Source organism: Bradyrhizobium sp. BRP22 (assembly GCF_020194175.1).
Lineage (GTDB): Bacteria > Pseudomonadota > Alphaproteobacteria > Rhizobiales > Xanthobacteraceae > Bradyrhizobium.
On the sequence record NZ_JADYVX010000027.1, the window covers coordinates 1 to 25,373 of the forward strand.

23 protein-coding genes are annotated in these 25,373 nt (G+C 62.9%); 8 read left to right on the forward strand and 15 right to left on the reverse strand.

Annotated features, from left to right (window positions below):
* Nucleotides 1–227: 227 nt before the first annotated feature.
* Nucleotides 228–722, reverse strand: coding sequence for a VOC family protein (locus I6F35_RS27435; RefSeq protein ID WP_225120785.1), 495 nt, complete (start codon nucleotides 720–722; stop codon nucleotides 228–230).
* Nucleotides 723–837: 115 nt separating this feature from the next.
* A complete protein-coding gene (locus I6F35_RS27440) occupies nucleotides 838–1,383 on the reverse strand; it encodes a carboxymuconolactone decarboxylase family protein (protein ID WP_225120786.1) in 546 nt (181 codons plus the stop codon).
* A 151-nt stretch (nucleotides 1,384–1,534) separates the two neighbouring features.
* On the opposite strand from I6F35_RS27440, the gene I6F35_RS27445 reads away from it, so the two are divergent.
* Together I6F35_RS27445 and I6F35_RS27450 are read left to right on the forward strand one after the other, a co-directional pair.
* A complete protein-coding gene (locus tag I6F35_RS27445; protein ID WP_225120787.1) occupies nucleotides 1,535–2,719 on the forward strand; it encodes an acyl-CoA dehydrogenase family protein in 1,185 nt (394 codons plus the stop codon).
* 6 nt (nucleotides 2,720–2,725) lie between these two features.
* Nucleotides 2,726–3,865 (forward strand): acyl-CoA dehydrogenase family protein, encoded by a 1,140-nt coding sequence (locus I6F35_RS27450; RefSeq protein WP_225120788.1) that lies wholly within the window; start codon nucleotides 2,726–2,728, stop codon nucleotides 3,863–3,865.
* A gap of 128 nt (nucleotides 3,866–3,993) precedes the next feature.
* On the opposite strand, the gene I6F35_RS27455 is transcribed toward I6F35_RS27450, so the two are convergent.
* From I6F35_RS27455 to I6F35_RS27515, 13 genes are all read right to left on the reverse strand, one after another.
* Entirely contained in the window at nucleotides 3,994–5,031 is a 1,038-nt protein-coding gene (locus tag I6F35_RS27455; protein ID WP_225120789.1) for an amino acid ABC transporter substrate-binding protein, read from the reverse strand.
* A gap of 58 nt (nucleotides 5,032–5,089) precedes the next feature.
* On the reverse strand, nucleotides 5,090–5,683 hold the full coding sequence (locus I6F35_RS27460) for a L,D-transpeptidase (RefSeq protein WP_225120790.1): 594 nt from the start codon (nucleotides 5,681–5,683) through the stop codon (nucleotides 5,090–5,092).
* Nucleotides 5,684–5,841: 158 nt separating this feature from the next.
* On the reverse strand, nucleotides 5,842–5,970 hold the full coding sequence (locus tag I6F35_RS27465) for a DUF2474 domain-containing protein (protein WP_225120791.1): 129 nt from the start codon (nucleotides 5,968–5,970) through the stop codon (nucleotides 5,842–5,844).
* Nucleotides 5,970–6,980 (reverse strand): cytochrome d ubiquinol oxidase subunit II, encoded by a 1,011-nt coding sequence (gene cydB, locus I6F35_RS27470; protein ID WP_225120792.1) that lies wholly within the window; start codon nucleotides 6,978–6,980, stop codon nucleotides 5,970–5,972. Before cydB ends, I6F35_RS27465 begins: the two co-directional genes overlap by 1 nt.
* The gene (locus I6F35_RS27475; protein ID WP_225120793.1) at nucleotides 6,977–8,386 is read right to left on the reverse strand and encodes a cytochrome ubiquinol oxidase subunit I; all 1,410 of its coding nucleotides are present in this window, start codon (nucleotides 8,384–8,386) and stop codon (nucleotides 6,977–6,979) included. The genes cydB and I6F35_RS27475 overlap by 4 nt, the downstream gene beginning before the upstream one ends.
* A gap of 146 nt (nucleotides 8,387–8,532) precedes the next feature.
* Nucleotides 8,533–9,084: a thioredoxin family protein gene (locus tag I6F35_RS27480; RefSeq protein ID WP_225120794.1), complete on the reverse strand. Its 552-nt coding sequence runs from the start codon at nucleotides 9,082–9,084 to the stop codon at nucleotides 8,533–8,535.
* Nucleotides 9,085–9,101: 17 nt separating this feature from the next.
* The gene (locus tag I6F35_RS27485; RefSeq protein ID WP_225120795.1) at nucleotides 9,102–9,803 is read right to left on the reverse strand and encodes a cytochrome c biogenesis CcdA family protein; all 702 of its coding nucleotides are present in this window, start codon (nucleotides 9,801–9,803) and stop codon (nucleotides 9,102–9,104) included.
* Between the two features lie 217 nt (nucleotides 9,804–10,020).
* Nucleotides 10,021–10,200 (reverse strand): hypothetical protein, encoded by a 180-nt coding sequence (locus I6F35_RS27490; protein ID WP_225120796.1) that lies wholly within the window; start codon nucleotides 10,198–10,200, stop codon nucleotides 10,021–10,023.
* Between the two features lie 150 nt (nucleotides 10,201–10,350).
* Complete coding sequence (locus tag I6F35_RS27495; RefSeq protein WP_225120797.1) at nucleotides 10,351–10,962, reverse strand: sigma-70 family RNA polymerase sigma factor; 612 nt, start codon at nucleotides 10,960–10,962, stop codon at nucleotides 10,351–10,353.
* A 351-nt stretch (nucleotides 10,963–11,313) separates the two neighbouring features.
* Complete coding sequence (locus I6F35_RS27500; RefSeq protein WP_225120798.1) at nucleotides 11,314–12,051, reverse strand: response regulator; 738 nt, start codon at nucleotides 12,049–12,051, stop codon at nucleotides 11,314–11,316.
* Nucleotides 12,048–13,793 (reverse strand): DUF3369 domain-containing protein, encoded by a 1,746-nt coding sequence (locus I6F35_RS27505; protein WP_225120799.1) that lies wholly within the window; start codon nucleotides 13,791–13,793, stop codon nucleotides 12,048–12,050. Before I6F35_RS27505 ends, I6F35_RS27500 begins: the two co-directional genes overlap by 4 nt.
* Nucleotides 13,763–15,778 (reverse strand): HAMP domain-containing sensor histidine kinase, encoded by a 2,016-nt coding sequence (locus I6F35_RS27510; RefSeq protein WP_225120897.1) that lies wholly within the window; start codon nucleotides 15,776–15,778, stop codon nucleotides 13,763–13,765. The genes I6F35_RS27505 and I6F35_RS27510 overlap by 31 nt, the downstream gene beginning before the upstream one ends.
* An 85-nt stretch (nucleotides 15,779–15,863) precedes the next feature.
* On the reverse strand, nucleotides 15,864–16,859 hold the full coding sequence (locus I6F35_RS27515) for a TRAP transporter substrate-binding protein (protein WP_225120800.1): 996 nt from the start codon (nucleotides 16,857–16,859) through the stop codon (nucleotides 15,864–15,866).
* Between the two features lie 208 nt (nucleotides 16,860–17,067).
* On the opposite strand from I6F35_RS27515, the gene ugpB reads away from it, so the two are divergent.
* From ugpB to I6F35_RS27545, 6 genes are all read left to right on the forward strand, one after another.
* Entirely contained in the window at nucleotides 17,068–18,378 is a 1,311-nt protein-coding gene (gene ugpB / locus I6F35_RS27520; RefSeq protein WP_225120801.1) for a sn-glycerol-3-phosphate ABC transporter substrate-binding protein UgpB, read from the forward strand.
* Between the two features lie 167 nt (nucleotides 18,379–18,545).
* A complete protein-coding gene (locus I6F35_RS27525; RefSeq protein ID WP_225120802.1) occupies nucleotides 18,546–19,499 on the forward strand; it encodes an aminoglycoside 3'-phosphotransferase/choline kinase family protein in 954 nt (317 codons plus the stop codon).
* Nucleotides 19,500–19,726: 227 nt separating this feature from the next.
* Nucleotides 19,727–21,346, forward strand: a complete 1,620-nt coding sequence (locus I6F35_RS27530; protein WP_225120803.1) for an ABC transporter substrate-binding protein — start codon at nucleotides 19,727–19,729, stop codon at nucleotides 21,344–21,346.
* A gap of 22 nt (nucleotides 21,347–21,368) precedes the next feature.
* Nucleotides 21,369–22,382: an ABC transporter permease gene (locus tag I6F35_RS27535; RefSeq protein WP_225120804.1), complete on the forward strand. Its 1,014-nt coding sequence runs from the start codon at nucleotides 21,369–21,371 to the stop codon at nucleotides 22,380–22,382.
* Nucleotides 22,383–22,391: 9 nt separating this feature from the next.
* Nucleotides 22,392–23,291 carry an ABC transporter permease gene (locus I6F35_RS27540; protein ID WP_225120805.1) on the forward strand — a complete coding sequence of 300 codons (900 nt, stop codon included), beginning with the start codon at nucleotides 22,392–22,394 and terminating at the stop codon, nucleotides 23,289–23,291.
* Nucleotides 23,292–23,500: 209 nt separating this feature from the next.
* Nucleotides 23,501–25,270, forward strand: coding sequence for an ABC transporter ATP-binding protein (locus I6F35_RS27545; protein WP_225120806.1), 1,770 nt, complete (start codon nucleotides 23,501–23,503; stop codon nucleotides 25,268–25,270).
* Nucleotides 25,271–25,373: the final 103 nt, after the last annotated feature.

Consider the following 25,373-nt stretch of genomic DNA (forward strand, 5'->3'; position numbering starts at 1 on the left):
AGTCCACTGCGCTGATACTGGAGACGAGCGGCTTTGGTCCACGGCATGGTGTCCTCCCTCGAATCTTTGCAAATCCGAAGGAATCACAGGCCCGCCAAAACCGCTCACCCTTTTTCGGTCAGGCTCTGAGGAGCGGCCTTCAGGCCGCGTCTCGAAGGATGAGCTCCGGGCGAGATTGGGGCCTCATGGTTCGAGACGCCGCTCGCGCGGCTCCTCACCATGAGGAGTTAGACGTCCCGCTGCCGCAACAAGTCCTCGAGATCGAGCCGCCTGGTGAACATCGCAAGCTTGCCGTCCGGCGTGCGCGGCCATTGCTGTTCCGGCCGGTCCCAATAGAGCTCGACGCCGTTCTCGTCGGGGTCGCGCAGATACAGCGCCTCGCTGACGCCATGGTCGCTGGCGCCGTCGAGCGGGATGCCGGCAGCGAGCACGCGGTGCAGCGCATCTGCCAGCGCAGGGCGGGTGGGGTAGAGGATCGCGGTGTGGAACAGGCCGGTGGTGCCTGGCGGCGGCGGATGGCCGCCTTTGCTCTCCCAGGTGTTCAGCCCGATGTGGTGATGATAGCCGCCCGCCGAGATGAACGCCGCACCGGAGCCCATGCGCTGCTGCAGCTCGAAGCCGAGCACGCCGCAATAGAAGCCGAGCGCGCGATCGAGATCGGCGACCTTCAGGTGCACATGACCGATCCGCGTGCCGGCGATGATGGGAGGATTTTGCGCCATGCTGCTGCTCCAGTTGAAAGAGTTGATGTAGCGATGACCGGAGCGCAGCGGAACCGGCCTATCCTGAAACCCTGTGTTTCCGCCGGCGTCCTTGGTTTCCGCCAACGTCCCTGGCTCACGCCAGCTCCGACACCTCGCCATCAGGCAGGCCGAATTCGAACGTGTTCAGCGTCATCGACACCATCGTGTAGTAGCCGCAGAGCCCGATGATCTCGACCACGCCGCGGACGCTGAGCACCTCGACCGCGTCATCATACAACGTCTGCGACAGCCCATGGCCTTCGTGCAGCGATTTCGCCACGTCGTAGATCATCCTGGCCTTGGGGTCGTCGAATTCAGGCGTGCGGCGGTCGCGGATGTCGTCGATGACCTTGGGATCGAGCCCGCCTTTCAGCGCAAGGCGCTTGTGCGCCCACCATTCGTAATGCGCGGTGAAATGACGCGCGGTGACGAGGATCGCGATCTCCGAAAGCTTTGGCGGGAAGATCGTGTTGAAGCGAAGCATCTCGCCGAGCCGCGTGGCATGCCTGGCCATTTCCGGGCTGTTGAGCCAGGCCATCATCGGCGCCGGTGCCGAGCCGCGCTTGCCGGCGATCGCCTCGTCATAGGTCTGTTTTTGCGCCTCGTTCATTTCGCCAGGCGAAAGCAGCTTCAGCCTCATGTCCGTTTCCTCTTGTTTTTCAATCGTTACGCCGCAAAGCGAATACACCCGTTTCAGCCATCCGGCCACCGGCGGCGCACGCATGGAAATGTTGAATTCCACGGCCCGGCGGCTAAGGTCGTTTCAACAATTCGTCAGATGGAAGCGCCCGATGGCCGATCTTGAGAAATTCCGCAGCGAAACCCGCGCCTGGCTGGAGCAGAACTGCCCGCCGGAAATGCGCAAGCCCATGACCTCGGAGAGCGACACGTTCTGGGGCGGCCGCAACGCCAAATTCTCCTCCGAGGCGCAGCGGGTCTGGTTCGAGCGGATGCGCGACAAGGGCTGGACCGTGCCGCATTGGCCGAAGGAATATGGCGGCGGCGGGCTCGATGGCGAGGAAGCCAAGATCGTGCGCCAGGAGATGGCGGCGATCGGCGCGCGGCAGCCGCTGACCTCGTTCGGCATCTCCATGCTCGGGCCGGCGCTGCTCAAATACGGCACGGAGGCGCAGAAGAGGGAACACCTGCCGAAGATCACGGCCGGCCTGATCCGCTGGTGCCAGGGCTATTCCGAGCCGAACGCCGGCTCCGATCTCGCCTCGCTGCAGACGCGCGCCGAGAGTGACGGCGATGATTTCATCATCAACGGCCAGAAGATCTGGACCTCTTATGCCAACTATGCGGATTGGATCTTCTGTCTGGTGCGCACCGATCCGGCCGCGAAGAAGCATGACGGCATCAGCTTCATCCTGTTCGACATGGCCTCGAAGGGCGTGTCGACCAAGCCGATCCTTTTGATTTCAGGCTATTCGCCGTTCTGCGAAACGTTCTTCGATAACGTACGCGTGCCGAAGTCACATGTTGTCGGCACCATCAACCGCGGCTGGGACGTTGCGAAATATCTGCTGCAGCACGAGCGCGCGATGATCTCGGGCATGGGCGAGCGCGGCGTGGGCCGGCCGCTCGGCCAGATCGCGGCCGATTCCATCGGCGCCGACGAGCAGGGACGGCTGGATGACGCGGTGCTGCGCAGCCAGATCGCGACGTTCGAGGTCGATGAAGCCGCGCTCGCGGCAGCCGCCGAGCGTGCGGTTGATCTTGCGAAAGCCGGGCAGGCGCATCCGGCATTCTCCTCGGCGATGAAATATTACGGTACCGAGCTGAACAAGCGACGCTACGAGATCCTGATGTCGGCGGGCGGCATCGACGCGCTGGAATGGGAAAGCGAGCGTTCCAGGGGCGGCGCGCGGCCGCGTGCCTGGCTGCGCACCAAGGCCAATTCGATCGAGGGCGGCACGAGCGAGGTGATGCTCGGCATTGTCGCCAAGCGCATCCTCGATCTGCCGGGAGCTTGACACACCATGGCCCTCGTCCTCACCGAAGAACAATCCATGCTGCGCGACAGCGCGCGCGGCCTCATCAGCGACAAGGCGCCGGTCTCGCATCTGCGCCAGTTGCGCGACAGCAAGGACGAAACCGGCTTCTCGCGCGAACTCTGGAAGATCTTTGCCGAGATGGGCTTCTCCGGCCTCCTGGTGCCGGAGCAATATGGCGGCAGCGGGCTCGGCGCGGTCGAGGCCGGGATCGTGATGGAGGAGATCGGCCGCACGCTGATGCCCTCGCCGTTCCTCGCCACGTCGGTGCTGGCGGCTTCGGCGCTGCTGCGTGGCGGCAGTGAGGCGCAGAAGGCGCAACATCTGCCTGGCATCGCCGACGGCTCGCTGCTCGCGGCGCTCGCAGTCGATGAAGGCGCCAAGCATCGGCCGCTGCAGACCAATATGCAGGCGGTGCGATCAGGCAACGGGTTCAGGCTGAACGGCGATAAGGCGCTTGTCGTCGATGGCCACACCGCGGGTCTCCTCATCGTCGCCGCGCGTACCGCCGGCAGCGCCGGGGAGAAGAACGGGGTGACCCTGTTCCTGGTCGATCCGAAGGCAAAAGGGATTGCGACCGAGCGCACCATCATGGTCGATTCTCACAACGCCGCGCGGATCGTCTTCGACAATGTCGAGGTCGATGCTGACAGCGTGCTGGGGGAAGTCGACCAGGGCTATCCGCTGCTCGAAACCGTGCTCAATGTCGGCCGCGGCGCGGTGGCATCCGAAATGGTGGGCCTCAGCGAAGAGGTGTTCGGCCGCACCGTCGCCTACCTGAAGGAGCGGAAACAGTTCGGCAAGGCGATCGGCGAATTCCAGGCGCTGCAGCACCGCGCGGCCCAGCTCTACATCGATATCGAGATCACCCGCGCCGCGGTGTTGAAGGCGCTGCAGGCGCTTGATGCCGACGCCGCCAATGCGGCCAGCGCTGTCTCTGTTGCAAAAGCGCGGGCCGGCACGACGGCGACGCTCGCCGTGCAGGAAGGCGTGCAGATGCATGGCGGCATGGGCATGACCGACCAGTTCGACATCGGCTTCTTCATGAAGCGCGCCCGCGTCTGCCAGGAGCTGTTCGGCGACAGCAATTTCCACGCCGACCAGTTGGCGAGGGCGAAGGGGTATTGAGGGCCTATCCCCTCATGGTGAGGAGCCGCGCGGCGGCGTCTCGAACCATGAGGCCCGGCCGGCGGCCTCATCCTTCGAGACGCGCGTTTCGCGCTCCTCAGGATGAGGTGTGAGACCGGAGGAAACCTCTACCGAATCGGCGGGGCATACTGGATGCCGCCGGCGCTCCAGAGCTGGTTGAGGCCGCGCGGGATCTTCAGCTTCGACTCGCTGCCGATATTGCGATCGTAGACCTCGCCGTAATTGCCGACATGGCGGATGATGCGGGCGGCCCAGTCCTTGCTCAGGCCCAGCACCTCGCCGTAACTGCCTTCGGTGCCGACCAGCCGCATCACCTCGGGCTTCTTCGATTTCAGCGCCTCGTCGATGTTCTTCGAGGTGATGCCGAGCTCCTCGGCGTTGATCATCGCATAGAGCGTCCATTTCACGATCATCATCCAGTCGTCATCGCGCTGCCGCACCACGGGTGCGAGCGGCTCCTTCGAGATGATATCGGGCAGGATGATGTGGTCATTGGGCTTGGAGAGATTGAGCCGAAGCGCATAGAGCTGCGAGGCATCGGCGGTGAGGGTGTCGCACTGCCCGCTGTCATAGGCTTTGACGACATCCTCGAGCTTGCCGAACTTCATCTCCGTATATTTCATGTTGTTGACACGGAAATAGTCGGCAAGGTTGAGTGCCGTCGTGGTTTCCGCCTGCACGCAGACCTTGCTGCCGTTCAAGTCCAGCGCGGAATCGATGTTGCGCGCGCGCGGCAGCATGAAACCTTCGCCGTCATAATAGGCGACCGCCGGGAAATAGAGATCGTAATTGGTCTCGCGCGACATGCTCCAGGTCGAGTTGCGGGAGAGGATGTCCACCTTCCGGCTCTGCAGCTCCTTGAAGCGCTCGCTGGCATCGAGCGGGATGAATTTCGCCTTGGACGGATCGTCGAAGATCGCGGCAGCTACCGCCCGGCAGAAGTCGACGTCGAAGCCGGTCCAGTTGCCCTTCTCGTCGGGGATCGAGAAGCCCGGCAGGCCCTTGTTGACACCACACAGCACCTCGCCGCGGCGGACGGTGCGCTTCAAGGTCTTGGTGTCGTATCGTTCATAGGTGATGGCGGCGGCTGCAACCAGGATCGCGACTGCGAGCCCGATCAGCAGGCCGCCTCGAAATGTGCGCATCATTTATTTCTCGCCAGGTGATGGGGGCAATGGTGTCGGGGAGGGAGAAGGCGGGAGGTTACAGTTCGGGCTTCTGCCGGACGATCACCTTGGTGCCGACCGGGACGCGGTCGTAGAGGTCGGCGACGTCGGCATTGACCAGCCGGAAGCAGCCGGACGAGATCGCGGTGCCGATGGTGTTGGGCTGGTTGGTGCCGTGAATGCGGTAGACGGTGGTGCCGAGATACATTGCGCGGGCGCCGAGCGGGTTGCCGGGGCCGCCGGCCATAAAGCGCGGCAGGTACGGCTGGCGTGCGATCATTTCCGGCGGCGGCGTCCAGTCCGGCCATTCGGCCTTGCGGGTAATGTTGAGGAGGCCCTGCCACTGGAAACCTTCGCGACCGACGCCGATGCCGTAACGAATGGCGCGGCCATTGCCCTGAACCAGGTAGAGATGGCGCTCCGCGGTCGAAATGATGATGGTGCCCGGCGCTTCGTTGGTGCGGTAGTAAACCACCTGCTTGCGCCATTCCGGATCGAGCTCGACATGATCGTCGGGGACCAGGCCTGGCTGATCGCCGACGTCGGGCGCCTGGGCCTGGCTCTGCGACGCAGAAAGCATCAGACCGCCCGCTGCAATGATCATCCAGATCAGGTGACGAAATTTCGTCATACAAAGCTCTCCTTGCTGGCGCGCGGCCAAATCTCTCGATGCTCCACCCAAATCACGAAGCATCAAATCTCAGTGGCAGCTTGATGGCAAGTTTGCGGCGAAGGAAGTAGCTTGCTGGAATACCTGCGATTTCTGTGATGCGCCGTCACCGAGCGGTCTTATTTCGGTGCGATCCAGAGCCGCAAGCCGAACGAAATCAACGTCACGGTGCCGACGCCGCCGAGCCAAAGCGCAGCGAACCACATCAGGCGCTTCGCGAGCGGACGCGGATTTTGTTCGCGCGGCATCAGTGATATCCGCTCCCGGGCCGCACCTTGCCGCGAAACACCCAATACGACCATCCCGTGTAGGCGAGGATCAGCGGAATCAGGATCGCGACGCCGACCAGCATGAAGATCTGGCTGTTGGCGGGCGAGGCTGCCTCCCAGATGGTGATGCTCTGCGGCACGATATAGGGATACATGCTGATGCCGAGGCCGGCATAGGACAGAAAGAACAGCACCAGCGTCAGGAAGAACGGCTGATAGTCATACTTGTTCGCAAGACTGCGCAATAGCAGCACGGTCACGCCCGCTACCGCGATCGGCACCGGCGCGGTCAGGATGATGTTGGGCCAGGTGAACCAGCGCTCGGTATATTGCAGGCTGAGGAAGGGGGTTGCGATGCTGACGGCGCCGATCGCGCCGAGCATCGCGAACAGCAATACCCAGCTCAGTTGATAGGCCTTGTCGCGTAGCGCGCCCTCGGTCTTCATCACCAGCCAGGTCGCCCCCAGGAGCGTGTAGCCCACGACCAGCGATATTCCGGTCAGGACGCTGAACGGCGTCAGCCAGTCCCACCAGCCGCCGGCATATTGCCGCGCCTCGACCTGCACGCCCTGCAGGATGGCGCCGAGCGCAACGCCCTGCGCCAGTGCTGCCAGCAGCGAGCCGCCGAAAAAGGCGATGTCCCAGCGGTTGCGTTCGCGTTGCGTGCGCCAGCGGAATTCGAAGGCGACCCCGCGAAAGATCAGGCCGACCAGCATCGCGATCACAGGCGTATAGAGCGCCGGCATCAGCACGGCATAGGCAAGCGGAAAGGCCGCCATCAGCCCGCCGCCGCCAAGCACCAGCCAGGTCTCGTTGCCGTCCCAGACCGGCGCCACGCTGTTCATGATGACGTCGCGATCCGCCTTCTTTGGAAAGAGCGGAAACAGGATGCCAAGGCCGAGATCGAAACCATCCATGACGACGTAGACGAATACCGCGAAGGCGATGATGAAGGCCCATACCGTGGCAAGATCGACCGTGACGCTCATCGCGCGCCCTCCGCTGCCGCAGCGGCGGCAGCCGGCGTAATGCCGGCAGCGCGGGCGGGAACATCACGCGGCGGTCCCGGTTCGCCCGGATGCGGCGGCGCCGCCATCAGCCGCAGCAGATAGATCACGCCCGCCGTGAACACCGCGAAATAGACGATGACAAAGGCGAGTAGCGAGGAGCCGACCGCAGGCGCGGCGAGCGGAGAGGCCGAATCGGCCGTCCGCAGCAGGCCATAGACCGTAAATGGCTGCCGCCCGGTCTCGGTGGTGATCCAGCCCGCCAGCACCGCGATGAAGCCCGCCGGCCCCATCAGCATCGCGAAGGCGTGCAGGAAGCGCGAGGAATAGAGCTGACCGCGCCAGCGCATCCAGGCGCTGAGCAGGCCGAGTCCCATCATCAGGAAGCCGAGCCCGACCATGATGCGGAAGGACCAGAAGGTGATCGGGACCGGCGGCCAGTTTTCGCGCGGCACGGTGTCGAGCCCATCCATCGGCGCGGTCGGAGAATGCTTCAGGATCACCGATCCTAGCTTCGGGATCTCGACGGCGTAGTCGACGCGGCCGGCGGTCTGGTTGGGCCATCCGAACAGGATGAGCGGCGCGCCGTCCTTGTGGCTCTGGAAGTGGCCTTCCATCGCCATGATCTTCACCGGCTGATGCTCCAGCGTGTTCAGCCCGTGCTGGTCGCCGGCCAGGATCTGGATCGGGGCCACGAAGGTCGCCATCCACATCGCCATCGAGAACATCACCCGCGGTCCGGCGAGATGCTGGTCGCGCAGCAGATGGTAGGCGCCGACCGCGCCGACCACGAGCGCGGTCGTCAGATATGCCGCCAGCACCATGTGCACGAGGCGATAGGGAAAGGACGGGTTGAAGATCACCTTGAGCCAGTCGGCGGCCACGAACTGGCCGCTCGCATTGATGGCGTAGCCGGTCGGCGTCTGCATCCAGGAATTGGACGACAGGATCCAGAAAGCCGAAATCAGCGTGCCGATCGCCACCATGAGGGTTGCGAGGAAGTGCAGCCTGGGGCCGACGCGGTTCAGACCGAACAGCATCACGCCGAGGAAGCCCGCTTCCAGGAAGAACGCGGTCAGGACCTCGTAGGCCATCAGCGGTCCGATAACGGGCCCGGTCTTGTCGGAGAAGGCCGACCAGTTGGTGCCGAACTGGTAGGACATCACGATGCCCGACACCACGCCCATGCCGAAGGCGACCGCGAAGATTTTCAGCCAGTAGTGAAACAGGTTGATGAAGACCTCGCGCCCGGTCCACAGCCAGAGCGCTTCCAGCACCGCCAGATAGCTGGCGAGCCCGATCGAGAAAGCCGGGAATATGATGTGAAACGACATCGTGAAGGCAAACTGCGCCCGGGCGAGCGTTACGGCATCCCAGCCTTCGACCATGACATGCGATCCATCGTGAATTCCGACTTGAGGTTATCACGCGTCCGATCGCGGTGAAAACATGTCAATATGACCAAGCAGAGCGACCCGGCGCTGATTTGGCACGCCGGGTTGAACGATCGTCCCTTTAGTCCCTGCAAAAACGCTCAACTGTTGACGTTGAGCAGCCGGGCGATGGTGCGGTCAATCTGCTCGTATTGTCCTTCGCCGTCGTGATGGAATACGATCTTTCCGTTTTGGTCGATGATGTATTGTGCGGGCCAATACTGGTTGCGGTAGGCATTCCAGGTCTGCGACTCATTGTCCTGTGCCACCGGATAGGTAATGCCGTGGCGTTTCAGCGCAGCCTGGACGTTGGAGCCCGAGCGCTCGAACGGAAATTCCGGCGTGTGGACACCAATTACGACGAGACCTCGATTCCTGTACTTGGCATCGAGCGCGACGACATGGGGAAGCGTGTTGACGCAGTTCACGCAGCCGTAGGTCCAGAAGTCGACCAGTACGACCTTGCCGCGCAGGTCGGCAATGTCGAGCGGCTGCGAATTGAACCATTTGTTGATACCGACAAAATTCGGCGCGCTCTGTTCCGCGGCCGCTACCTTCAATGCGGATTCCTGCGCGCGGGCGATATGGGGGACCGTGGTGCCGGTCAGGCAAACAGCGCCGATCAAGACGGATACAAGCGAGCGCATGATCATTTCCGTTTCCTCTTAAATCAAAGGCCGATCTGGCCGTTGGGGTAGAAGGTGGTCAGCCACGCCACGATCAGCGTGTCATATTGGAAGTAGGAGAGGGTCGCGAAGGCGATGATGACAACACCAAAGCCCTGCTGCAGTCGCGGCGCGATCCGTGCGACGCTGCGGATGCGGGTCGTGATGGCCTGACCGCCGTAGGCGATGGCGAGCATCGGGATCGCCGCCCCGATGGCGTAGACGACAAGCTGCAGACCGGCCCAGCCGGTATCTTTCGATGTCGCCACAATGGTCAGGATCGAGCCCAACACGGGTCCGGCGCAGGGTGTCCAGACCAGCCCGAGTGTTGTGCCGAGCACGAAGCCGCCGATCAGGCCCTGCGATGGTGCTGGGCTTCCCGGCGAACCGCCTGCGGTGAGACCGCCGATTCGGATCGTCAGCCACTCGAACGGTGCTGGCCAGATCATCAACAGCCCGAAGCCGAGCAGGAGGATCGCAGCGCCGGTTCGCAACACGTTGGGATCGAAATCGAAGGCGCGCGTGATCGCGCTCAGCAGCAACGCCACCATCGAAAATGACGTCACAAAGCCGAGCGCGATCATCGCCGGCCGCACCTTGCTGGACTGGCCTATCGATGCCCCAAGCAGGATCGGCAGCATCGGCAGGGTGCAAGGCGCCACGATGGTGACAACACCTGCGAGCAGCGCGAGAACAACACTCAGCATCACAATCGTCCATCGCCAAGCCGATCAGCGCCGGCAGTGTGATGTTCTTCGCGATAGCGAGACCAGCCGTTACGTCCGCCATAACCGGCCGAGGTCACGTCTGTGTGAGACTTCCGCGCCGATGGCCGCGCAAAGCAGATCGACCCGGCCGGGGGGCATCCCGGCCGGGTCGTTGGAGGTAGTTTGGGAGGTTAGAAAGTTAAAGCTTAGGAAATCGCTACCTGATCTCGCATACCTCTGCGGCACTCTTGATGCTGCAATCGATCACCTGTTCGCGCACCGGCATCACGCCGGCGTCGCGCTGCGCGCGCGGGGCAACATTCTGGCTCGACAGTGTCGCAAGCGTAGCGACTGCGCCGAGCGGGATGATGAAGAAGCGGAACGACGGCTTCAGCATGTCAGTCTCCTGTCGGCATTGATGTTGCGTTCGATGATCAACTGTATAGAGATCGAGTTTTTCCGGGTGATGTCTTCGATTGTTTCAATTGTTTCGTCGCGGTCGAAGACAATCCCTATCAATCCCGGCGCGATGTTCCGGATCGCTGCCTTACGCCGCCAGGCTTTCCACACCGGCGCACCTCAGCAACTCGGCGAGCTGCTTGCGGGCATAGAACATGCGGGTCTTCACCGTGCTCTGGGGAATGCCGATGATCTCACCGGCCTCTTCCACCGACTTCTCGTGGTAATAGACGAGGTTGATGATCTCGCGATGCGCCGGCGACAGCTTGGCGACGCAGGCGCGCAGGATTTCGCTGGTGGTGGCGCGATCAAGCGCGGCTTCCGGCGTATCGGCTTCATCGACGATGTCGAGCACTTCGTCCTGGTCTATGTCCTCGTGCTTGCGCTGGCGCAGCGCGGTCAGCGCCTTGAAGCGGGCGATCGACAAGAGCCAGGTGGAAACCTGCGAGCGTCCTTCGAACTGCTCGGCCGTGCGCCACACGTCCAGGAAGACCTGGCTCACAAGATCTTCCGCCACGGTGGTGTCGCGCACCATGCGCAGCACGAAACGATAGACCCGCACGCTGTGGCGCGAGTACAGCACATGCATCGCCGTACGGTCGCCCTTGGCGATCTTGCCGAGCAGCATTTCGTCGGATGTCTGGCGTGCAGCGGCGATGTGCTCGTTGGCTGCGGCGTTGATGGCGACGACGTTCGACATGACAGGCTCCCAGTTCGCCTTGGCGGCTTTCGTTGGGAGAATTGTTAGTTAGCCACGGTTTCGGGATGTCTGCGCGAAAAGCAGAAAATGGTTTCATCGGTAGGAGAATTGTTTCGTCGGTGCGGGGCCGACGAAATATTAGCGGCAAAAATGCCAGTAATTTCAATACGTGGAAAATTGATCAGAAGTCGTGGCGGGGCGGAATCAGACGGCGCCTAGAGCGTGATGACTTTTCTTCGAATCGTCATCCCGCTCTAGCTCTTTGTTTGAGCATGATCTTTTCGGAAAACCGGTCCCACTTTTCCGGATCATGTGGATTCTTGCACGCCCGTCATCGGCCAGAGCCGGAGATCAGGCCTTTTCGCCGCTCGGCGAGAACAGATAGCCACCGCCGCGGATGGTGCGGATGACGGCCGGCTTCGCCGGGTCGATCTCGATCTTGCGGCGGATGCGCATGATCCGGAGGTCGACCGCGCGGTCGAAGGCCTCGGCATCACGCGCATTGGCGAGTTCGAGCAGCCGCTCGCGCGACAGCACCCGTTTCGGATTGGCGGCAAACACCTTCAACAGCCCGAATTCGGAGGCAGTCAGGGGATGCTCATTGCCCTCGTCGTCGCGTAGCGCCTGCGCCTGCAGGTCGAGCCATTTGGTGCCGAAACGGACCAATTGTTCCTTTTCCGTCTTGGCGCCAGCCGGTTCGGGCGTAGCCGCCCTGACCGGCGTGCTGCGGCGCAGGACCGAGCGGATCCGGGCCATCAGCTCGCGGAGTTCGCAGGGTTTTGCCACGTAATCGTCGGCGCCCAGCTCGAGTCCGACCACGCGGTCGATAGGGCTCGCGGTCGCCGTCAGCATGATCACCGGGACATTCATGCGGCTCTTCAGATCGCGGATGATCGACAGCCCGTCTTCCTCGGGCATGTTGAGGTCGAGCACCACGAGGTCGGGCTGACTGGTCTCGATCACGCTGCGCAGGCTTTTCCCGCCGTCGCACAGCGTCACGCCGAAGCCATGCATCTTGAGGTAATCGCCGACCATCTCGCGGGCCGGTGCCTCGTCATCGACAATGATGATGTGCGGGCTCTGGGTCATGATGTCTCTGCCGTGGCCGGCAATGTAACCGTAAAGGTCGACCCCTGTCCGGGGCCGGGGCTCTGCGCCGTTACATGGCCGCCATGCATGTCAATAATCCGTTTGACGATCGAAAGTCCAAGTCCGGTCGAGCTCTCGCCCGCGGTGGGCTTGGCCGACAGTCGCTGGAACCTGCCGAACAGACGTCCCAAATCTTCCGGCGAAAGGCCGGCGCCCTCGTCGGCGATCCGGATCACCGTGTTGTCACCCTCATGGGTGACGACCACTGTGATCTTGCCGCCGATCGGCGAGTATTTGATGGCATTGCTGACCAGATTGTCGATCGCCTCGCGAATGCGATCGGCGTCGCACATCGTGACGAAATTCGGCGGTGCGGAAACCGAGATGCTCTGCTGCTTGTTGACCGCCAGCGGCAGGTTCGCTTCGGCGACCTCGTTGATGAGGGCCGCGATATCGACCGGTTCGCGGCGGATGGTGATGTCGAAGGCGTCGGCCATCGCATCCGAGATCAGATGATCGACCATCGACGTCAGGCGCTTGGTGGCGTCCCTGATGTGCTCGACCTGGGTTCCGATCGCTTCCCTTGGCGAGCCGGCGCCGATCAATTCGGTCAGCATCTCGGTGCGGCCGAGGATCACGCCGAGCGGATTCTTGAGGTCGTGGGCAACCGTGCCGAGGATCTCGTTCTTGAAGCCGTTGGCGCGCTGCAGCCTGAGCCACTGCGCCGAAAGGCGGCGGTTGGCCTGCATCAGCGCGCGGGTGCGCTGGGCGACGCGATCCTCGAGCTGCGTGTTGGCCTCATGAAGCTGCTGATAAAGGATCACGTTGTCGAACGCGATCGAGAGGCGGCTGGAGAAGATCTCGACCAGCGCGCGGTCGGTGTCGGAGAGCTGGCGTTCCGCCTGCAGCAGCACCACGACCTCGCGACCGCTGCCGGTGCGCAGATAGAGCACGCTGCGGTGGTCGGCGAATTCGTTCTTGCGACGCTGGAAGGCGGCTTCCACCATCGCGCGCAGATCAGGATCGAGCGACTTCGAACTGGTGATGCCGATGAAACGGCTGTAGCAGCCGGAGCCCGCCAGAACGGACAATTCGCTGCCGGCGCCGTCGTCGCGCAGCACCAGGATGCCGGCGCAATCGACATTGAGCAGCGAGGCAAGCTGGGTCAGCACGCCTTCGGCGAGCCGCTGCATCGACTTGAAGTCGTACAGCGTCGAAGCGGCGTCGATGATGATCTCGAGCCCGCGCCTGGTCTGCACCATGCGCTCGAGCTGCTGGTAGCTGCGAAGCGCCGCCGTGAGCGAGGTGAACAGCTTGTCGGCGGTGAGCTCGGTCTTAGCCTTGTAGTCGTTGATGTCGTACTGGACGATGACCCGCCGCTCCGGCGCCTGGCCCGGCTGTCCCGTGCGCAGGATGATGCGGACGGTCTCGTTCTTGATCTCGTTGCGGATATATTCGACGAGCTCGAGCCCGGCGACATCGGTCTCCATGATGACGTCGAGCAGCACGGCGGCGATGTCCGGATGCTCCTGCATCAGCTTGCGACCTTCGGCCGCAGAATAGGCCGAGAGGATCTCGAGCGTGGCGCCGTTCAGGCTGTAGTCGGACAGCGCGAAGCGGGTGCCTTCATGCACTGCAGCATCGTCGTCGATGACTGCCACTTTCCATTTGCGCGCGGACGAATCCTCCGGCGTGGCGCCGGTGTCGTCGATCAGGTGGAGGACATCGTCCTGTTCGGCCATTGAGCAGTTCCGTCGGTGGCTTGGTCCGCGATCGTGGGCTCGCCCATCGGCTGCCCCTTGGCGATCCGCGGCATGATAATGCGAAACGTGGTGCCTTGTCCCAGCCTTGACTCCAGCACCATGCGGCCGCCGAGCTGCTGGGTGACAAGATTATAGACGATATGCAGGCCCAGCCCGGTGCCGCCTTCGTTGCGCCGGGTGGTGAAGAATGGGTCGAACGCCTGGCGCTGCACGTCCGGCGTCATGCCGGCGCCGTTGTCGGCGAAGATGATCTCGATGTCGTCGCTGCCGCGGGCCCGCGCTGAAATCGTGATCGTCCCCGATCGCCCGTCGGCGAACGCATGATTGACGGCGTTAAGGAAAAGATTCGTTAAAATTTGACCATAGGAGCCGGGATAACCGTCGATCATCAGGCCTTCCGGCACGTCGACGGTCAGGGCGATCGCGGCCTTCTTCAAGACCGGCCGCAGGCTGGCGACGATCTGGTCGGTCGCTTCGCTCAAGGCGAACTGGCGGCGCTCGGCATGCGAGCGGTCGACCGCCACCTGCTTGAACGACTGGATCAGTTCGCCAGCGCGCTGCAGGTTGGCGACGAGCTGCTGGGCGGCATCGCGTGAGCTCTTGACGAATTCATCGAGCTTGGAGCGGCGCAATTGCTGCGACTTCAGCTCGTGCTCGAACATCTCGGCGCGGCGCGCGAAACTTGACGCGACGGTCAGGCTGATGCCGATCGGGTTGTTCACCTCATGGGCGACGCCGGCAACCAGGCCGCCGAGCGCTGCCAGCCGCTCGGCGTCGATCAGGTTCTGCTGCGCGGTGTTGAGTTCGAGCAGCGCGCTCTCGGCCCGTTCCTTGGCGGCGCGCAATTCGTCCTCGGCCTGGCGCTTGGCGATCGCATTCTCGCGGAACACTTCCACTGCGCGCGCCATGGCGCCGACCTCGTCCTTGGCATCGGTGCCGAGCACGCGGCGATCGTAATTGCCCGACGTGATGGCGTGCATCGAGGCCATGATCTGCTGCAGCGGCAGGCGGATCGAGAGCGCGATCAGCACGCCCGCGGAAACGATGATGCCGAGGAAGATCACCGCGATCGAGAGCACGCGGCGCGAAATGTCCGACAGCGTCCGGTCGAAGGTCTCCTGCGCCTTCTGTTCGCGCTGGCGCATCTTGATCGAGAGATCGTCGATGACGCCGATGGCATCGGCCTGACTCGCATCGATGGTGTTGCGGAGCAGCTCGGTGCGGCTGGCAAGCTGCTCGGTCAATTTTCCCAGTCCCTCGCGCAACGCCTCGGTCCGCTTGTTCAGCCGCGCCAGCGCCAGCCGCTGCAGGTCGTTGTCGGCGAGATCGATCATGACCGGGATCGTCTTCTCGATCGTCTCGGTGTTGCGGCGGGCCTCTTCGGCGGATGCGGTCGAGAGCGACAGGTAATAGGCATTGGCCGCCACCAGCATCGCGGTGAAGGCCTCGCGGGATTTGCCGAGCGAGGGCCAGATCAGCGCGTCGCGGTGACCGGTGGCGCCTTCGATGATGGAGTAAAGCCCGGCCATGTCCTTGGCCGGCCCGAGCACCTGTTCCTCATAGGTCTTGGTGATCTTGGCCTGCACGGCGCGCAGTTCGCCAAAACCGTCGAGGAAGCGGCTGGTGACGCGCTCGAGCTGCTCCACCGACCCCGACAGCACCGGGTCGGTGGCGGCGCGCGTGGTCAGCGTGCCGAGCACCGCCTCGCGGAGCAGCAGGATCTCGGCGAACAGTTCGGGGCTCGGCTGGTTGATGTAGCGATGGATCAGGTTCTGCAGCCGGCTGGTCTCGGTCTCGAGCTTGGCCAGGATCTTGTCGGATTCGCGGACCTGCCGGACGTCCTCCCAGGCCGAGCGAAGCACGGTGGCGCCGTTCCAGATCAGTGCCGCCAGCACCACCACGACCGCCGAGTTCAACAGTGCGATCGACAGGATGCGCCAGCGGATCGGCACTGCCCGCAGCATCTGGACGATGTGAACACGGCCGCGCGCCGCCAGGCTCGCCTGCCGTCCCACTGCTCCATTCTGTGCGGGCGTTGCCAAGCTCGCTTCACTCCACCTTGCGGATGCGCTCGATCAACGATGCGATCGCGGGATCGCGCTCTGCTTTGGCATAGAGCCCCGCCGTCGCCGCCTCGAACGGCCCGCGGTCGAAATCGCCGATGATTTTAACGCCCGCGGCTTCGGCACGCTGACGCGAGCGCTCTTCCAGATCCTTCCACTTCTCGCGCATGAAGCGGCTGGAACGCTTCGCGGCGTTGCGGAAAAGCGCCTGGTCCTCGACCGACAGGCTCGCCCACGCCTTTTGCGACATTACCAAAACTTCCGGGCTCATCGTATGTTCGGTCAGCGTATAGAAACCTGCAAACTTGTAGTGATCGGTGGTGATGAAAGACGGCCAGTTGTTTTCGGCGCCGTCGATCAGTCCGGTGGCAAGGCCGGTCTTCACCTGGCCATAGGGCAACTGGACCGGTTCGGCGCCGAGCGCGCGGATCACGTCCGACATCTGCTGCGACTGCTGGACCCGAATCCGCAGGCCCTTGAGGTCGTCGAGCGAATGGATCGGACGGACGCTGTTAAAGATCGAACGCGCGCCCGAATCATAGAACGCCAGGCCGACGAATCCGTAAGGTTCGAATGAGTTGAGGATCTCGTTGCCGATGGGGCCATCCAGTACCTTCTGCAAGTGTTCGACCGAGCGGAACAGGAAGGGCATCGCCAGCACGTTGGCAGCGGGCACCATGGTCCCGATCAGCGCCACATTTGTGCGGTTGATGTCGATTGCACCTGCCCGCGTCTGCTCCAGCGTTTCTTTTTCCTCACCAAGCTGCCGCGAGTGGAACACCCGCACATGGTGACGCCCGCCGCTTTGCTCTTCCACCAGGCTGCCCATGTAACGCAACGCCTGGACGGTCGGATAGTCTTCGCTCTGGGTATCGGAAGCCCGAAACTCGCGCGCAGAGATACCCGTTGCGACCGCCGTCAGCAGCAGCGCGACAACGAGCGTCGTGGTCCGCGAAAGGCCGGCGCGGCGGTACACAGGCACTAATCCCCTTGTGATATGGTCTGTGGCGGGAAGAAAAGGTTCAATGCTTTTTAGCAGAAGCCGGAAAGATAGCTATCCGACGATCTACGGTTAACCTGCGATCCCCGACGTTTTGCCGGATTGCAACCGTTACGACGCGGCCTTATCAGGAGCAAAGTCATCTCGCTCAAAGCGCGAAAGCCAGGATCGGCGCACCGTGACGTCATTTATGAGATTCCTATACCCAGCGGCGCTGGCAGCCGCGCTCCTCGTATCTCCCGCGCATGCCGCGACCGAGATCATGTGGTGGCATGCGATGTCGGGAGAGCTTGGCAAGCAGGTCGAGAAGCTCGCCGCCGATTTCAATGCGTCGCAGTCCGAATACCGGATTGTGCCGAGCTACAAGGGCAACTACACCGAGACGGTCACGGCCGCGATCTTCGCGTTCCGCTCACGCAGTCAGCCCGCCATCGTCCAGGTCAATGAGATCGCCACCGCCACCATGATGGCGGCACGCGGCGCGATCTATCCCGTGTTCGAGCTGATGCGCGATCAGTCCGAGCCGTTCCTGCCGTCGGCCTACCTGCCGACCGTGACCAGTTACTATGCCGATGCCACCGGTAATCTGCTGTCGTTTCCCTTCAACTCCTCGACGCCGATCCTGTACTACAACAAGGATCTGTTTCGCGCCGCCGGCCTCGACCCGGAGGTCGCGCCCAAGACCTGGCCCGAACTCGGCGCGGCGGCGAAGCGGCTGCGCGCGGCGGGCGCTGCTTGCGGATTCACCACGTCCTGGCCGTCCTGGATCAACGTCGAGAATTTCTCCGCCTTTCACAATCTGCCGATCGCGACCAGGACCAACGGCTTTGGCGGGCTCGACGCGGAGCTGATCTTCAACAATCCGCTGATGGTGAGGCACGTCGGCCAGCTCGTCGAATGGCAAGCCACCAAGGTGTTCGACTATAGCGGCCGTGGGCAGGCGGCCGAGCCGCGTTTCCAGAAGGGCGAATGCGCCATTTTCATCGGCTCCTCCGCCACCAGCGCCGATATCAAGGCCAACTCGAAATTCGAGGTCGGCTACGGCATGCTGCCTTATTGGCCGGATGTTGCCGGCGCGGCGCAGAACAGCATCATCGGCGGCGCCACGCTATGGGTGCTGCGCGATCGCTCGCGGGCGGAATATGCCGGCGTTGCGAAGTTCTTCTCCTATTTGTCGAAGCCGGATGTCCAGGCTGCCTGGCACCAGGCGACCGGCTATCTGCCGATCACCCGCGCCGCTTATGAGCTGACCCGCGCGCAGGGTTTCTACGACCGCAATCCCGGCGCGGCGATCGGGATCGAGCAACTGACCCTGAAACCGCCGACCGAGAACTCCAAAGGTGTCCGGCTCGGGTCGTTCGTGCTGATCCGGGACGTGATCGACGACGAGCTCGAACAGGCGTTCTCCGGCAAACGATCAGCGCAGGCGGCACTCGATCTGGCCGTCGAACGCGGCAACCGGCTGTTGCGCCAGTTCGAGCGCGCCAATCCGGACCAGTAGGGCCTCTTGACTCTGTCATTCCGGGGCGATGCGAAGCTTCGAACCCGGAATCTCGAGATTCCCCGATGCGCAATTGCGCATCTGAGGTCTGGTGCTAACGCACCATCCCGGAATGACGCGGTCCAAACGCTCGCCTGCTTTGGTGCCGATGACGCGGGGTGCAAGTCATGATCGCATCACTACCCATCTTCACCGACTACGAAGCCTTCCGTCCCTGGCGGGCCGACCCGTCGCGCTGGCTGCCGGTGGTGATCGATATCGCCGGTGGTCATGGTCTGGCATGCGCGGCGCCGCAAGTCTTCACCACCGGCACCAACCTCGTCGTCGGGCTTGGTGACGAGCTCATCCTGAAGGTCTTTCCACCGCCGCTGCGCGCGCAGTTCATCTCCGAACGAGGCTCGCTCGCGCAGCTTCGCGGACGGATCAAAATCCCGATTCCCGGGATCGTCGCCGAAGGCGAGCGCGATGGGTGGCCTTATCTCATCATCACGCGCCTGCCGGGCGTTCTGGGCGCGGAGGTGTGGGCCTCGCTACCCGAAGCCGACAAGGAACGCGTGCTTGCCGAGATCGGCGAGACCATTGCCGACGTTCAGCGCGTGCCGCCAGGCCCGCTGCTTGAGATCGAGCCGCGCTGGGACGTGTTCATGCGTGGCCAGATCGAAGGCTGCCGCGCCAGACATGAACGGCTGGGCCTCGCGCCAAAATTTCGTGACGGACTGGACGATCTCTTGCGCGATGCCGCCGAATTGATCCCGATGCACGCATCGCCGGTGATCCTGACCGGCGAATACATCCCGGAAAATTTCTTGCTGACGCAGCAGGACGGCCGCTGGCACGTTGGCGGGCTGATCGATTTCGGCGACGTGCTGACGGGGTGGCGCGACTACGACCTGCTCGGCCCCGGCGCGTTCATGGCCGCAGGCAGGCCGCGCCGCGTGCTGAGCCTGCTCGAAGGGTTTGGCTATTCCCCGAGCGACATCGATTTCGCGCTGAAGCGGCGGCTGATGGCCTTGATGCTGTTGCACCGCTCGAGCGACCTGAACCGCCACATCTGCATCGAGGGCTGGCAAGCCAAGACCGACGATCTCCTGCAATTGCAGGAGCTGATCTGGACCACGTAAACGACCGCCCAACAAACGAGCGTCCAAAAATTGACGATTAATCAATAGGCAAATATGCCGATTTGTATGCAATAGCCGCGCTGTCAATCGCCGTCTTCGAGCGCGGCGTTCTCGATATTTCTCAGCATTATCAGAGTGTTGGAAAGGTGCTAAGGCTTCGTTAAGCCTTGGCACGAACCTTGCGAACCTGTTCCACGCCATTTCCCAAGGGCGTTGGAGCATCACCCATGAAACGTCGCGATTTCCTGAAATCCGTATCCGGATTAGCTGCGGGCGCGATGGTGCCTGCACCGGCGATCTGGTCGCCGGCCAAGGCCGATGCGCGTTCAGAGACGCTTTTGATCGTCTCGGAGGGCGGCCCGAACAATCTCGACATCCATGGCGTCGGCACCAATGTGCCCGGCTATGAAGTGTCCTGGAATTGCTACGATCGCCTGATCACCCACGAGATGAAGAGCGGCCCGGGCGGCGTGCCCTATTACAACCGCGACAAGTTCAAGGGCGAACTCGCCGACGACATGAATGTCGGCGACATGTCCGTCACCTTCAAGCTGAAGAAGAGCGCCAAATTCCACGACGGCACGCAGGTGACGGCGAAGGACGTCAAATGGTCGCTCGATCGCGCGGTCAGTGTCGGCGGCTTCCCGACCTTCCAGATGAGCGCCGGCTCGCTGACCAAGCCCGAGCAGTTCGTCATCGTCGACGACTCCACGGTGCGGGTCGACTTCGCCACCAGGGACCGGCTGACGATTCCCGATCTCGCCGTGATCGTGCCCTGCGTCGTCAATTCGGAACTGGTGAAGAAGAACGCGTCCGAGAAAGATCCCTGGGGCCTCGAATACACCAAGCAGCAGACCGCGGGCTCCGGCGCCTACAAGGTGACGAAGTGGACCGCCGGCACCGAAGTGATCATGGAGCGCAACGACGCCTGGGTCGGCGGACCCATGCCGAAGATCAAGCGCGTGATCTGGCGCATGGTGCCGCAGGCCGGCAATCGCCGCGCGCTGCTCGAGCGTGGCGACGCCGACATCTCCTACGAGCTGCCGTTCAAGGATTTCCAGGAGATGAAGGCGAACGGCAAGCTCGACGTGGTGTCGCTGCCATTCTCCAATGGCATTCAGTATATCGGAATGAACGTGACCAGGCCGCCGTTCGATAATCTTAAGGTGCGGCAGGCGGTGGCTTATGCAATCCCGTATCAGAAGATCATCGACGCGGTGCTGTTCGGTCTCGCCAACCCGATGTTCGGCGCGGCGAAGGACAAGCCGACCGAAGTCGCCTGGCCGCAACCGCACAAATATTACACCGACATCGAGAAGGCCAAGGCGCTGATGGCGGAGGCCGGCTATCCGAACGGCCTTGAGACCACGATCTCTTTCGATCTCAATTTCGCCGGAGTCAACGAGCCGCTCTGCGTGCTGGTGCAGGAGAGCCTGGCGCAGATCGGCATCAAGGCCACGATCAACAAGGTGCCCGGCGCCAACTGGCGCACCGAATTGACCAAGAAGGAAATGCCGCTATTCACCAACGTGTTCTCGGGCTGGCTCGATTACCCGGAATACTTCTTCTACTGGTGCTATCACGGCAACAATTCCATCTTCAACACGATGAGCTACAAGTCGCCGGAGATGGACAAGTTCATCGACGGCGCGCGCAAGGCCGCCGCCTTCGGCGACAAGGCCGCCTATGACGCCGACGTCAAGAGCTTCGTCGATCTCGCCTTCACCGACATTCCGCGCATTCCGCTGTATCAGCCCTTCGTCAACGTGGCGATGCAGAAGAACGTCTCCGGTTATCAGTACTGGTTCCATCGCCGCCTCGACTATCGCGCGATGACGAAGGGGTAGTGAAGGAGCAGCGGAGGGCGCGATGCTGACCATGATTGGCAAGCGGCTGATGTTCGCGATCCCGAGCCTGATCGGGGTCGTCATCGTCACCTTCCTGTTGACGCGCGCGCTGCCGGGCGATCCGGCGGCCTATTTCGCCGGGCCCGCCGCGACCAAAGAGGCGATCGAGCAGATCCGCAAGAAGCTCGGCTTCGACCGGCCGCTGATCGAGCAGTTCTTCCGCTACGCCAATGATCTTGCCCATGGCGATTTCGGCACCTCGCTCACGACCGGCCAGCCGGTCGCGACCGAATTGCGCAATCGCCTGCCGGCTTCCGCCGAATTGACGCTGCTCGGCCTGTTCGTGTCGGTCATGATTGCAATCCCGCTCGGCGTGCTCGCGGCGACACGGCCCGGCTCGTGGATCGACCATCTCTGTCGCGTCACGACAACCGCAGGCGTCTCGCTGCCGGTGTTCTTCACCGGGCTCGTGCTGGTCTACGTGTTCTATTTCCGGCTTGGCTGGTCGCCGGCGCCGCTCGGGCGTCTCGATGTATTCTACAGTGCGCCGCCGACGGTGACCGGCTTCTATCTGATCGACACCCTCATCGCGCGTGATTTCGAGGCGTTCCGTTCCGCGCTGAGCCAGCTCATCTTTCCCGCGACGACGCTTGCGATCTTCTCGCTGGCGCCGATCGCGCGCATGACCCGCGCCTCGATGCTTGCGGTGCTTGCGTCCGACTTCATGCGCACCGCGCGCGCCAGCGGCCTGTCGCCCGGCACCGTGATCGTCACCTACGCTTTCCGGAATGCGATGCTGCCGGTCGTCACCACGCTCAGCATGGTGTTCTCGTTCCTGTTGGGCGCCAACGTGCTGGTGGAGAAGGTGTTCGCCTGGCCCGGCATCGGCTCCTACGCGGTGGAAGCGCTGATTTCCTCGGATTTCGCGCCGGTGCAGGGCTTCGTGCTGACCATGGCCGTCATGTATGTGCTGCTCAATCTCGTCATCGACATTCTCTACGGCGTCATCGATCCACGCGTACGACTTGAAGGGTGAGGGTGAAGCATGAGCACCGTTGCGCCTGTCGTTGAACCCGTCGGTCCGGGGCGGACCTCGGGATTGTCAGCCGTCTTCGAGCACACGCGCTACGTGCTCGGCGAGAACAAGGTCACCGGCTTCGCCTTTGCGCTGCTGATCCTGATCCTGTTCGCGGCGCTGTTCGGTCCTTACGTCGTTCCATACGACCCGCTTGCGAGCGATACGGCTGCGGCATTGAAGCCGCCCTCGGCGTCGCATTGGTTCGGGACGGACCAACTCGGCCGCGATATCTTCAGCCGCGTCATTGTGGCGACGCGGCTTGATACCTTCATCGCGGTCGCCTCGGTGGCGCTGGTGTTCCTGATGGGCGGGCTCGCCGGCATCGCCGCCGGCTATTTCGGCGGCTGGACCGACCGCATCGTCGGCCGCATCGCCGACACCATCATGGCATTCCCGCTGTTCGTGCTGGCGATGGGCATCGTCGCAGCCCTCGGCAACACCGTGCAGAATATCATCATCGCCACCGCGATCGTGAACTTCCCGCTCTATGCCCGTGTCGCCCGTGCGGAGGCCAATGTCCGTCGCAACGCCGGCTTCGTCCAGGCGGCGCGGCTCTCCGGCAATGGCGAATACCGCATCCTGCTGGTGCACATCCTGCCCAACATCATGCCGATCATGATCGTGCAGATGTCGCTGACCATGGGCTATGCGATCCTGAACGCCGCCGGCCTTTCCTTCATCGGCCTCGGTGTTCGTCCGCCGACGGCCGAATGGGGCATCATGGTCGCCGAAGGCGCGGGCTTCATGGTCTCAGGCGAATGGTGGATCGCGCTGTTCCCCGGCCTCGCTTTGATGATCGCGGTGTTCTGCTTCAACCTGCTCGGCGACGGCCTGCGCGACATCGTCGATCCGCAGCGGAGGACGTAACCGGTGTTTGCCTCTAACGCACGATGCTCATTCGCTCACCTCGCCCCGCTTGCGGCGAGAGGTCGGATTCGCGCGTCAGCGCGGATCCGGGTGAGGGGGGGCCTCCCCGAGTCCAACTGCCAATCGAATGTCCGGATAGAGGCCCCTCACCCCAACCCTCTCCCCGTAAGAACGGGGAGAGGGGGCGCACCGGGCGAGTGGAGAGAGCCATGACCGCGCAGCCATTGCTTGACGTCACGGACCTCACCGTCGAATTCACGACGCGGCGTGGCGTCGTCAAGGCGGTGCAGCATGTCAGTATGTCGGTGGCAAAGGGCGAGACTGTCGGTATCGTCGGCGAATCCGGATCGGGCAAGTCGGTGACATCGTATGCGGTGATGCGCATCCTCGATCGTGCCGGCAAGATCGCCGAGGGCTCGGTGATGTTTTCCGGCATCGACGTGAAGGCCGCGAGCGAGGACCAGATGCGCGACCTGCGCGGCCGCGAAGTCTCGATGATCTTCCAGAACCCGCGCGCGGCGCTCAATCCGATCCGCAAAGTCGGCGACCAGATCGAGGATGTTCTGCGTCAGCACGTCCAGCAATCGACGGTGGCCGATCGCGGTGAGAAGGCGATCGAGGCGCTGGAGCAGGTCAAGATCGCTCGCCCGCGCGAACGCTATCACGCCTATCCCTTCGAACTCTCCGGCGGCATGTGCCAGCGCGTGGTGATCGCGCTCGCGCTCGCCTGCAATCCGCAGCTTCTGATCGCGGACGAGCCGACGACGGGCCTCGACGTCACCACGCAGAAGGCGGTGATGGACCTGATCGTCGAATTGACAAGACGGCGGTCGATGTCGACCATCCTGATCACGCATGATCTTGGCCTCGCCGCCGCCTATTGCGACCGTGTCGTGGTCATGGAAAAGGGCCGCGTAGTCGAGACCGCGAAGTCGGCCGATATTTTCGCGAGGCCCGAACATCCCTATACCAAGAAGCTGATGCGCGCGACGCCGCGGATCGGCGTGTCGTTGCGCGATCTGCTGCCGGAGGATGATGCGAACCCCGTCATCGCCGGGCCTGACCCGGCCATCCATCAATCTTCGAAAGACGCTTCTGTATGGATGGACCCCCGGGTCAAGCCCGGGGGTGACGAGAGGGAAAAGCCGCTCCTCCTCGTCGAAAAGCTCGTCAAGGAATACCCGCGCCAGGGCGCCAGCGCAGTGCTGTCAAAACTGTTCGGCCGCAAGCCGCCGGTGGAGCAGGAGGTGTTCCGCGCCGTTGACGGCATCAGCTTCCATGTCGGCCATGGCGAGAGCGTCGGCCTGGTCGGCGAATCCGGCTGCGGCAAATCGACGACGTCGATGATGGTGATGCGGCTGCTGGAGCAGACCTCCGGCCGCATCGCCTTCGACGGCGAAGAGATCGGCGAGATCAAGCCGCAGTCGTTTGCGCGACTGCCGCTGCGCAGCCGGATCCAGATGGTGTTCCAGGATCCGACCGACAGCCTCAATCCGCGCTTCACCGCCGTGCGCGCGATTGCCGACCCGCTGCTGCAGCTCGGCGACATCAGGGGACGCGATGCGCTGCGTGCACGATGCGAGGAACTCGCCACGCTGGTCGGCCTGCCGGTCAATCTGCTCGACCGTTTTCCGCATCAATTGTCCGGCGGGCAGAAGGCGCGCGTCGGTATCGCGCGGGCGATCGCGCTGCATCCGAAGCTCGTTATCCTCGACGAGCCGACCGCGGCGCTCGACGTCTCCGTGCAGGCGGTGGTGCTGAACCTGTTGCAGGACCTCAAGCAGTCGATGGGGATGAGTTATCTGTTCGTGTCGCATGATCTCAACGTCGTGCGTCTGTTGTGCGACCGCGTCATCGTGATGCGCAGCGGAAAGATCGTCGAACAGGGCACGTCGGAAAAGGTCTTGGGCGATCCGCAGGATGCCTATACAAAGGAGCTGCTGACGGCGATCCCGCATCCGCCGTTGCCTGTTCATTGAGCAGTCTCCGGAAAGAAAACAGGCAGGCAGGCTTTCCAAACGCTCGATAAAACAGATGAGTTGGTGATCCGATTCAAGTAATCGGATCATGGTTGGGTTGAGA

Excerpts from the sequence above, each read along its gene's own strand:
- I6F35_RS27435 (WP_225120785.1), bottom strand. The coding sequence starts at position 722 with ATGGCGCAAAATCCTCCCATCATCGCCGGCACGCGGATCGGTCATGTG.
- I6F35_RS27440 (WP_225120786.1), bottom strand. The coding sequence starts at position 1,383 with ATGAGGCTGAAGCTGCTTTCGCCTGGCGAAATGAACGAGGCGCAAAAA.
- I6F35_RS27445 (WP_225120787.1), top strand. The coding sequence starts at position 1,535 with ATGGCCGATCTTGAGAAATTCCGCAGCGAAACCCGCGCCTGGCTGGAG.
- I6F35_RS27450 (WP_225120788.1), top strand. The coding sequence starts at position 2,726 with ATGGCCCTCGTCCTCACCGAAGAACAATCCATGCTGCGCGACAGCGCG.
- I6F35_RS27455 (WP_225120789.1), bottom strand. The coding sequence starts at position 5,031 with ATGCGCACATTTCGAGGCGGCCTGCTGATCGGGCTCGCAGTCGCGATC.
- I6F35_RS27460 (WP_225120790.1), bottom strand. The coding sequence starts at position 5,683 with ATGACGAAATTTCGTCACCTGATCTGGATGATCATTGCAGCGGGCGGT.
- I6F35_RS27465 (WP_225120791.1), bottom strand. The coding sequence starts at position 5,970 with ATGCCGCGCGAACAAAATCCGCGTCCGCTCGCGAAGCGCCTGATGTGG.
- cydB (WP_225120792.1), bottom strand. The coding sequence starts at position 6,980 with ATGAGCGTCACGGTCGATCTTGCCACGGTATGGGCCTTCATCATCGCC.
- I6F35_RS27475 (WP_225120793.1), bottom strand. The coding sequence starts at position 8,386 with ATGGTCGAAGGCTGGGATGCCGTAACGCTCGCCCGGGCGCAGTTTGCC.
- I6F35_RS27480 (WP_225120794.1), bottom strand. The coding sequence starts at position 9,084 with ATGATCATGCGCTCGCTTGTATCCGTCTTGATCGGCGCTGTTTGCCTG.
- I6F35_RS27485 (WP_225120795.1), bottom strand. The coding sequence starts at position 9,803 with ATGCTGAGTGTTGTTCTCGCGCTGCTCGCAGGTGTTGTCACCATCGTG.
- I6F35_RS27490 (WP_225120796.1), bottom strand. The coding sequence starts at position 10,200 with ATGCTGAAGCCGTCGTTCCGCTTCTTCATCATCCCGCTCGGCGCAGTC.
- I6F35_RS27495 (WP_225120797.1), bottom strand. The coding sequence starts at position 10,962 with ATGTCGAACGTCGTCGCCATCAACGCCGCAGCCAACGAGCACATCGCC.
- I6F35_RS27500 (WP_225120798.1), bottom strand. The coding sequence starts at position 12,051 with ATGACCCAGAGCCCGCACATCATCATTGTCGATGACGAGGCACCGGCC.
- I6F35_RS27505 (WP_225120799.1), bottom strand. The coding sequence starts at position 13,793 with ATGGCCGAACAGGACGATGTCCTCCACCTGATCGACGACACCGGCGCC.
- I6F35_RS27510 (WP_225120897.1), bottom strand. The coding sequence starts at position 15,778 with ATGCTGCGGGCAGTGCCGATCCGCTGGCGCATCCTGTCGATCGCACTG.
- ugpB (WP_225120801.1), top strand. The coding sequence starts at position 17,068 with ATGAGATTCCTATACCCAGCGGCGCTGGCAGCCGCGCTCCTCGTATCT.
- I6F35_RS27525 (WP_225120802.1), top strand. The coding sequence starts at position 18,546 with ATGATCGCATCACTACCCATCTTCACCGACTACGAAGCCTTCCGTCCC.
- I6F35_RS27530 (WP_225120803.1), top strand. The coding sequence starts at position 19,727 with ATGAAACGTCGCGATTTCCTGAAATCCGTATCCGGATTAGCTGCGGGC.
- I6F35_RS27535 (WP_225120804.1), top strand. The coding sequence starts at position 21,369 with ATGCTGACCATGATTGGCAAGCGGCTGATGTTCGCGATCCCGAGCCTG.
- I6F35_RS27540 (WP_225120805.1), top strand. The coding sequence starts at position 22,392 with ATGAGCACCGTTGCGCCTGTCGTTGAACCCGTCGGTCCGGGGCGGACC.
- I6F35_RS27545 (WP_225120806.1), top strand. The coding sequence starts at position 23,501 with ATGACCGCGCAGCCATTGCTTGACGTCACGGACCTCACCGTCGAATTC.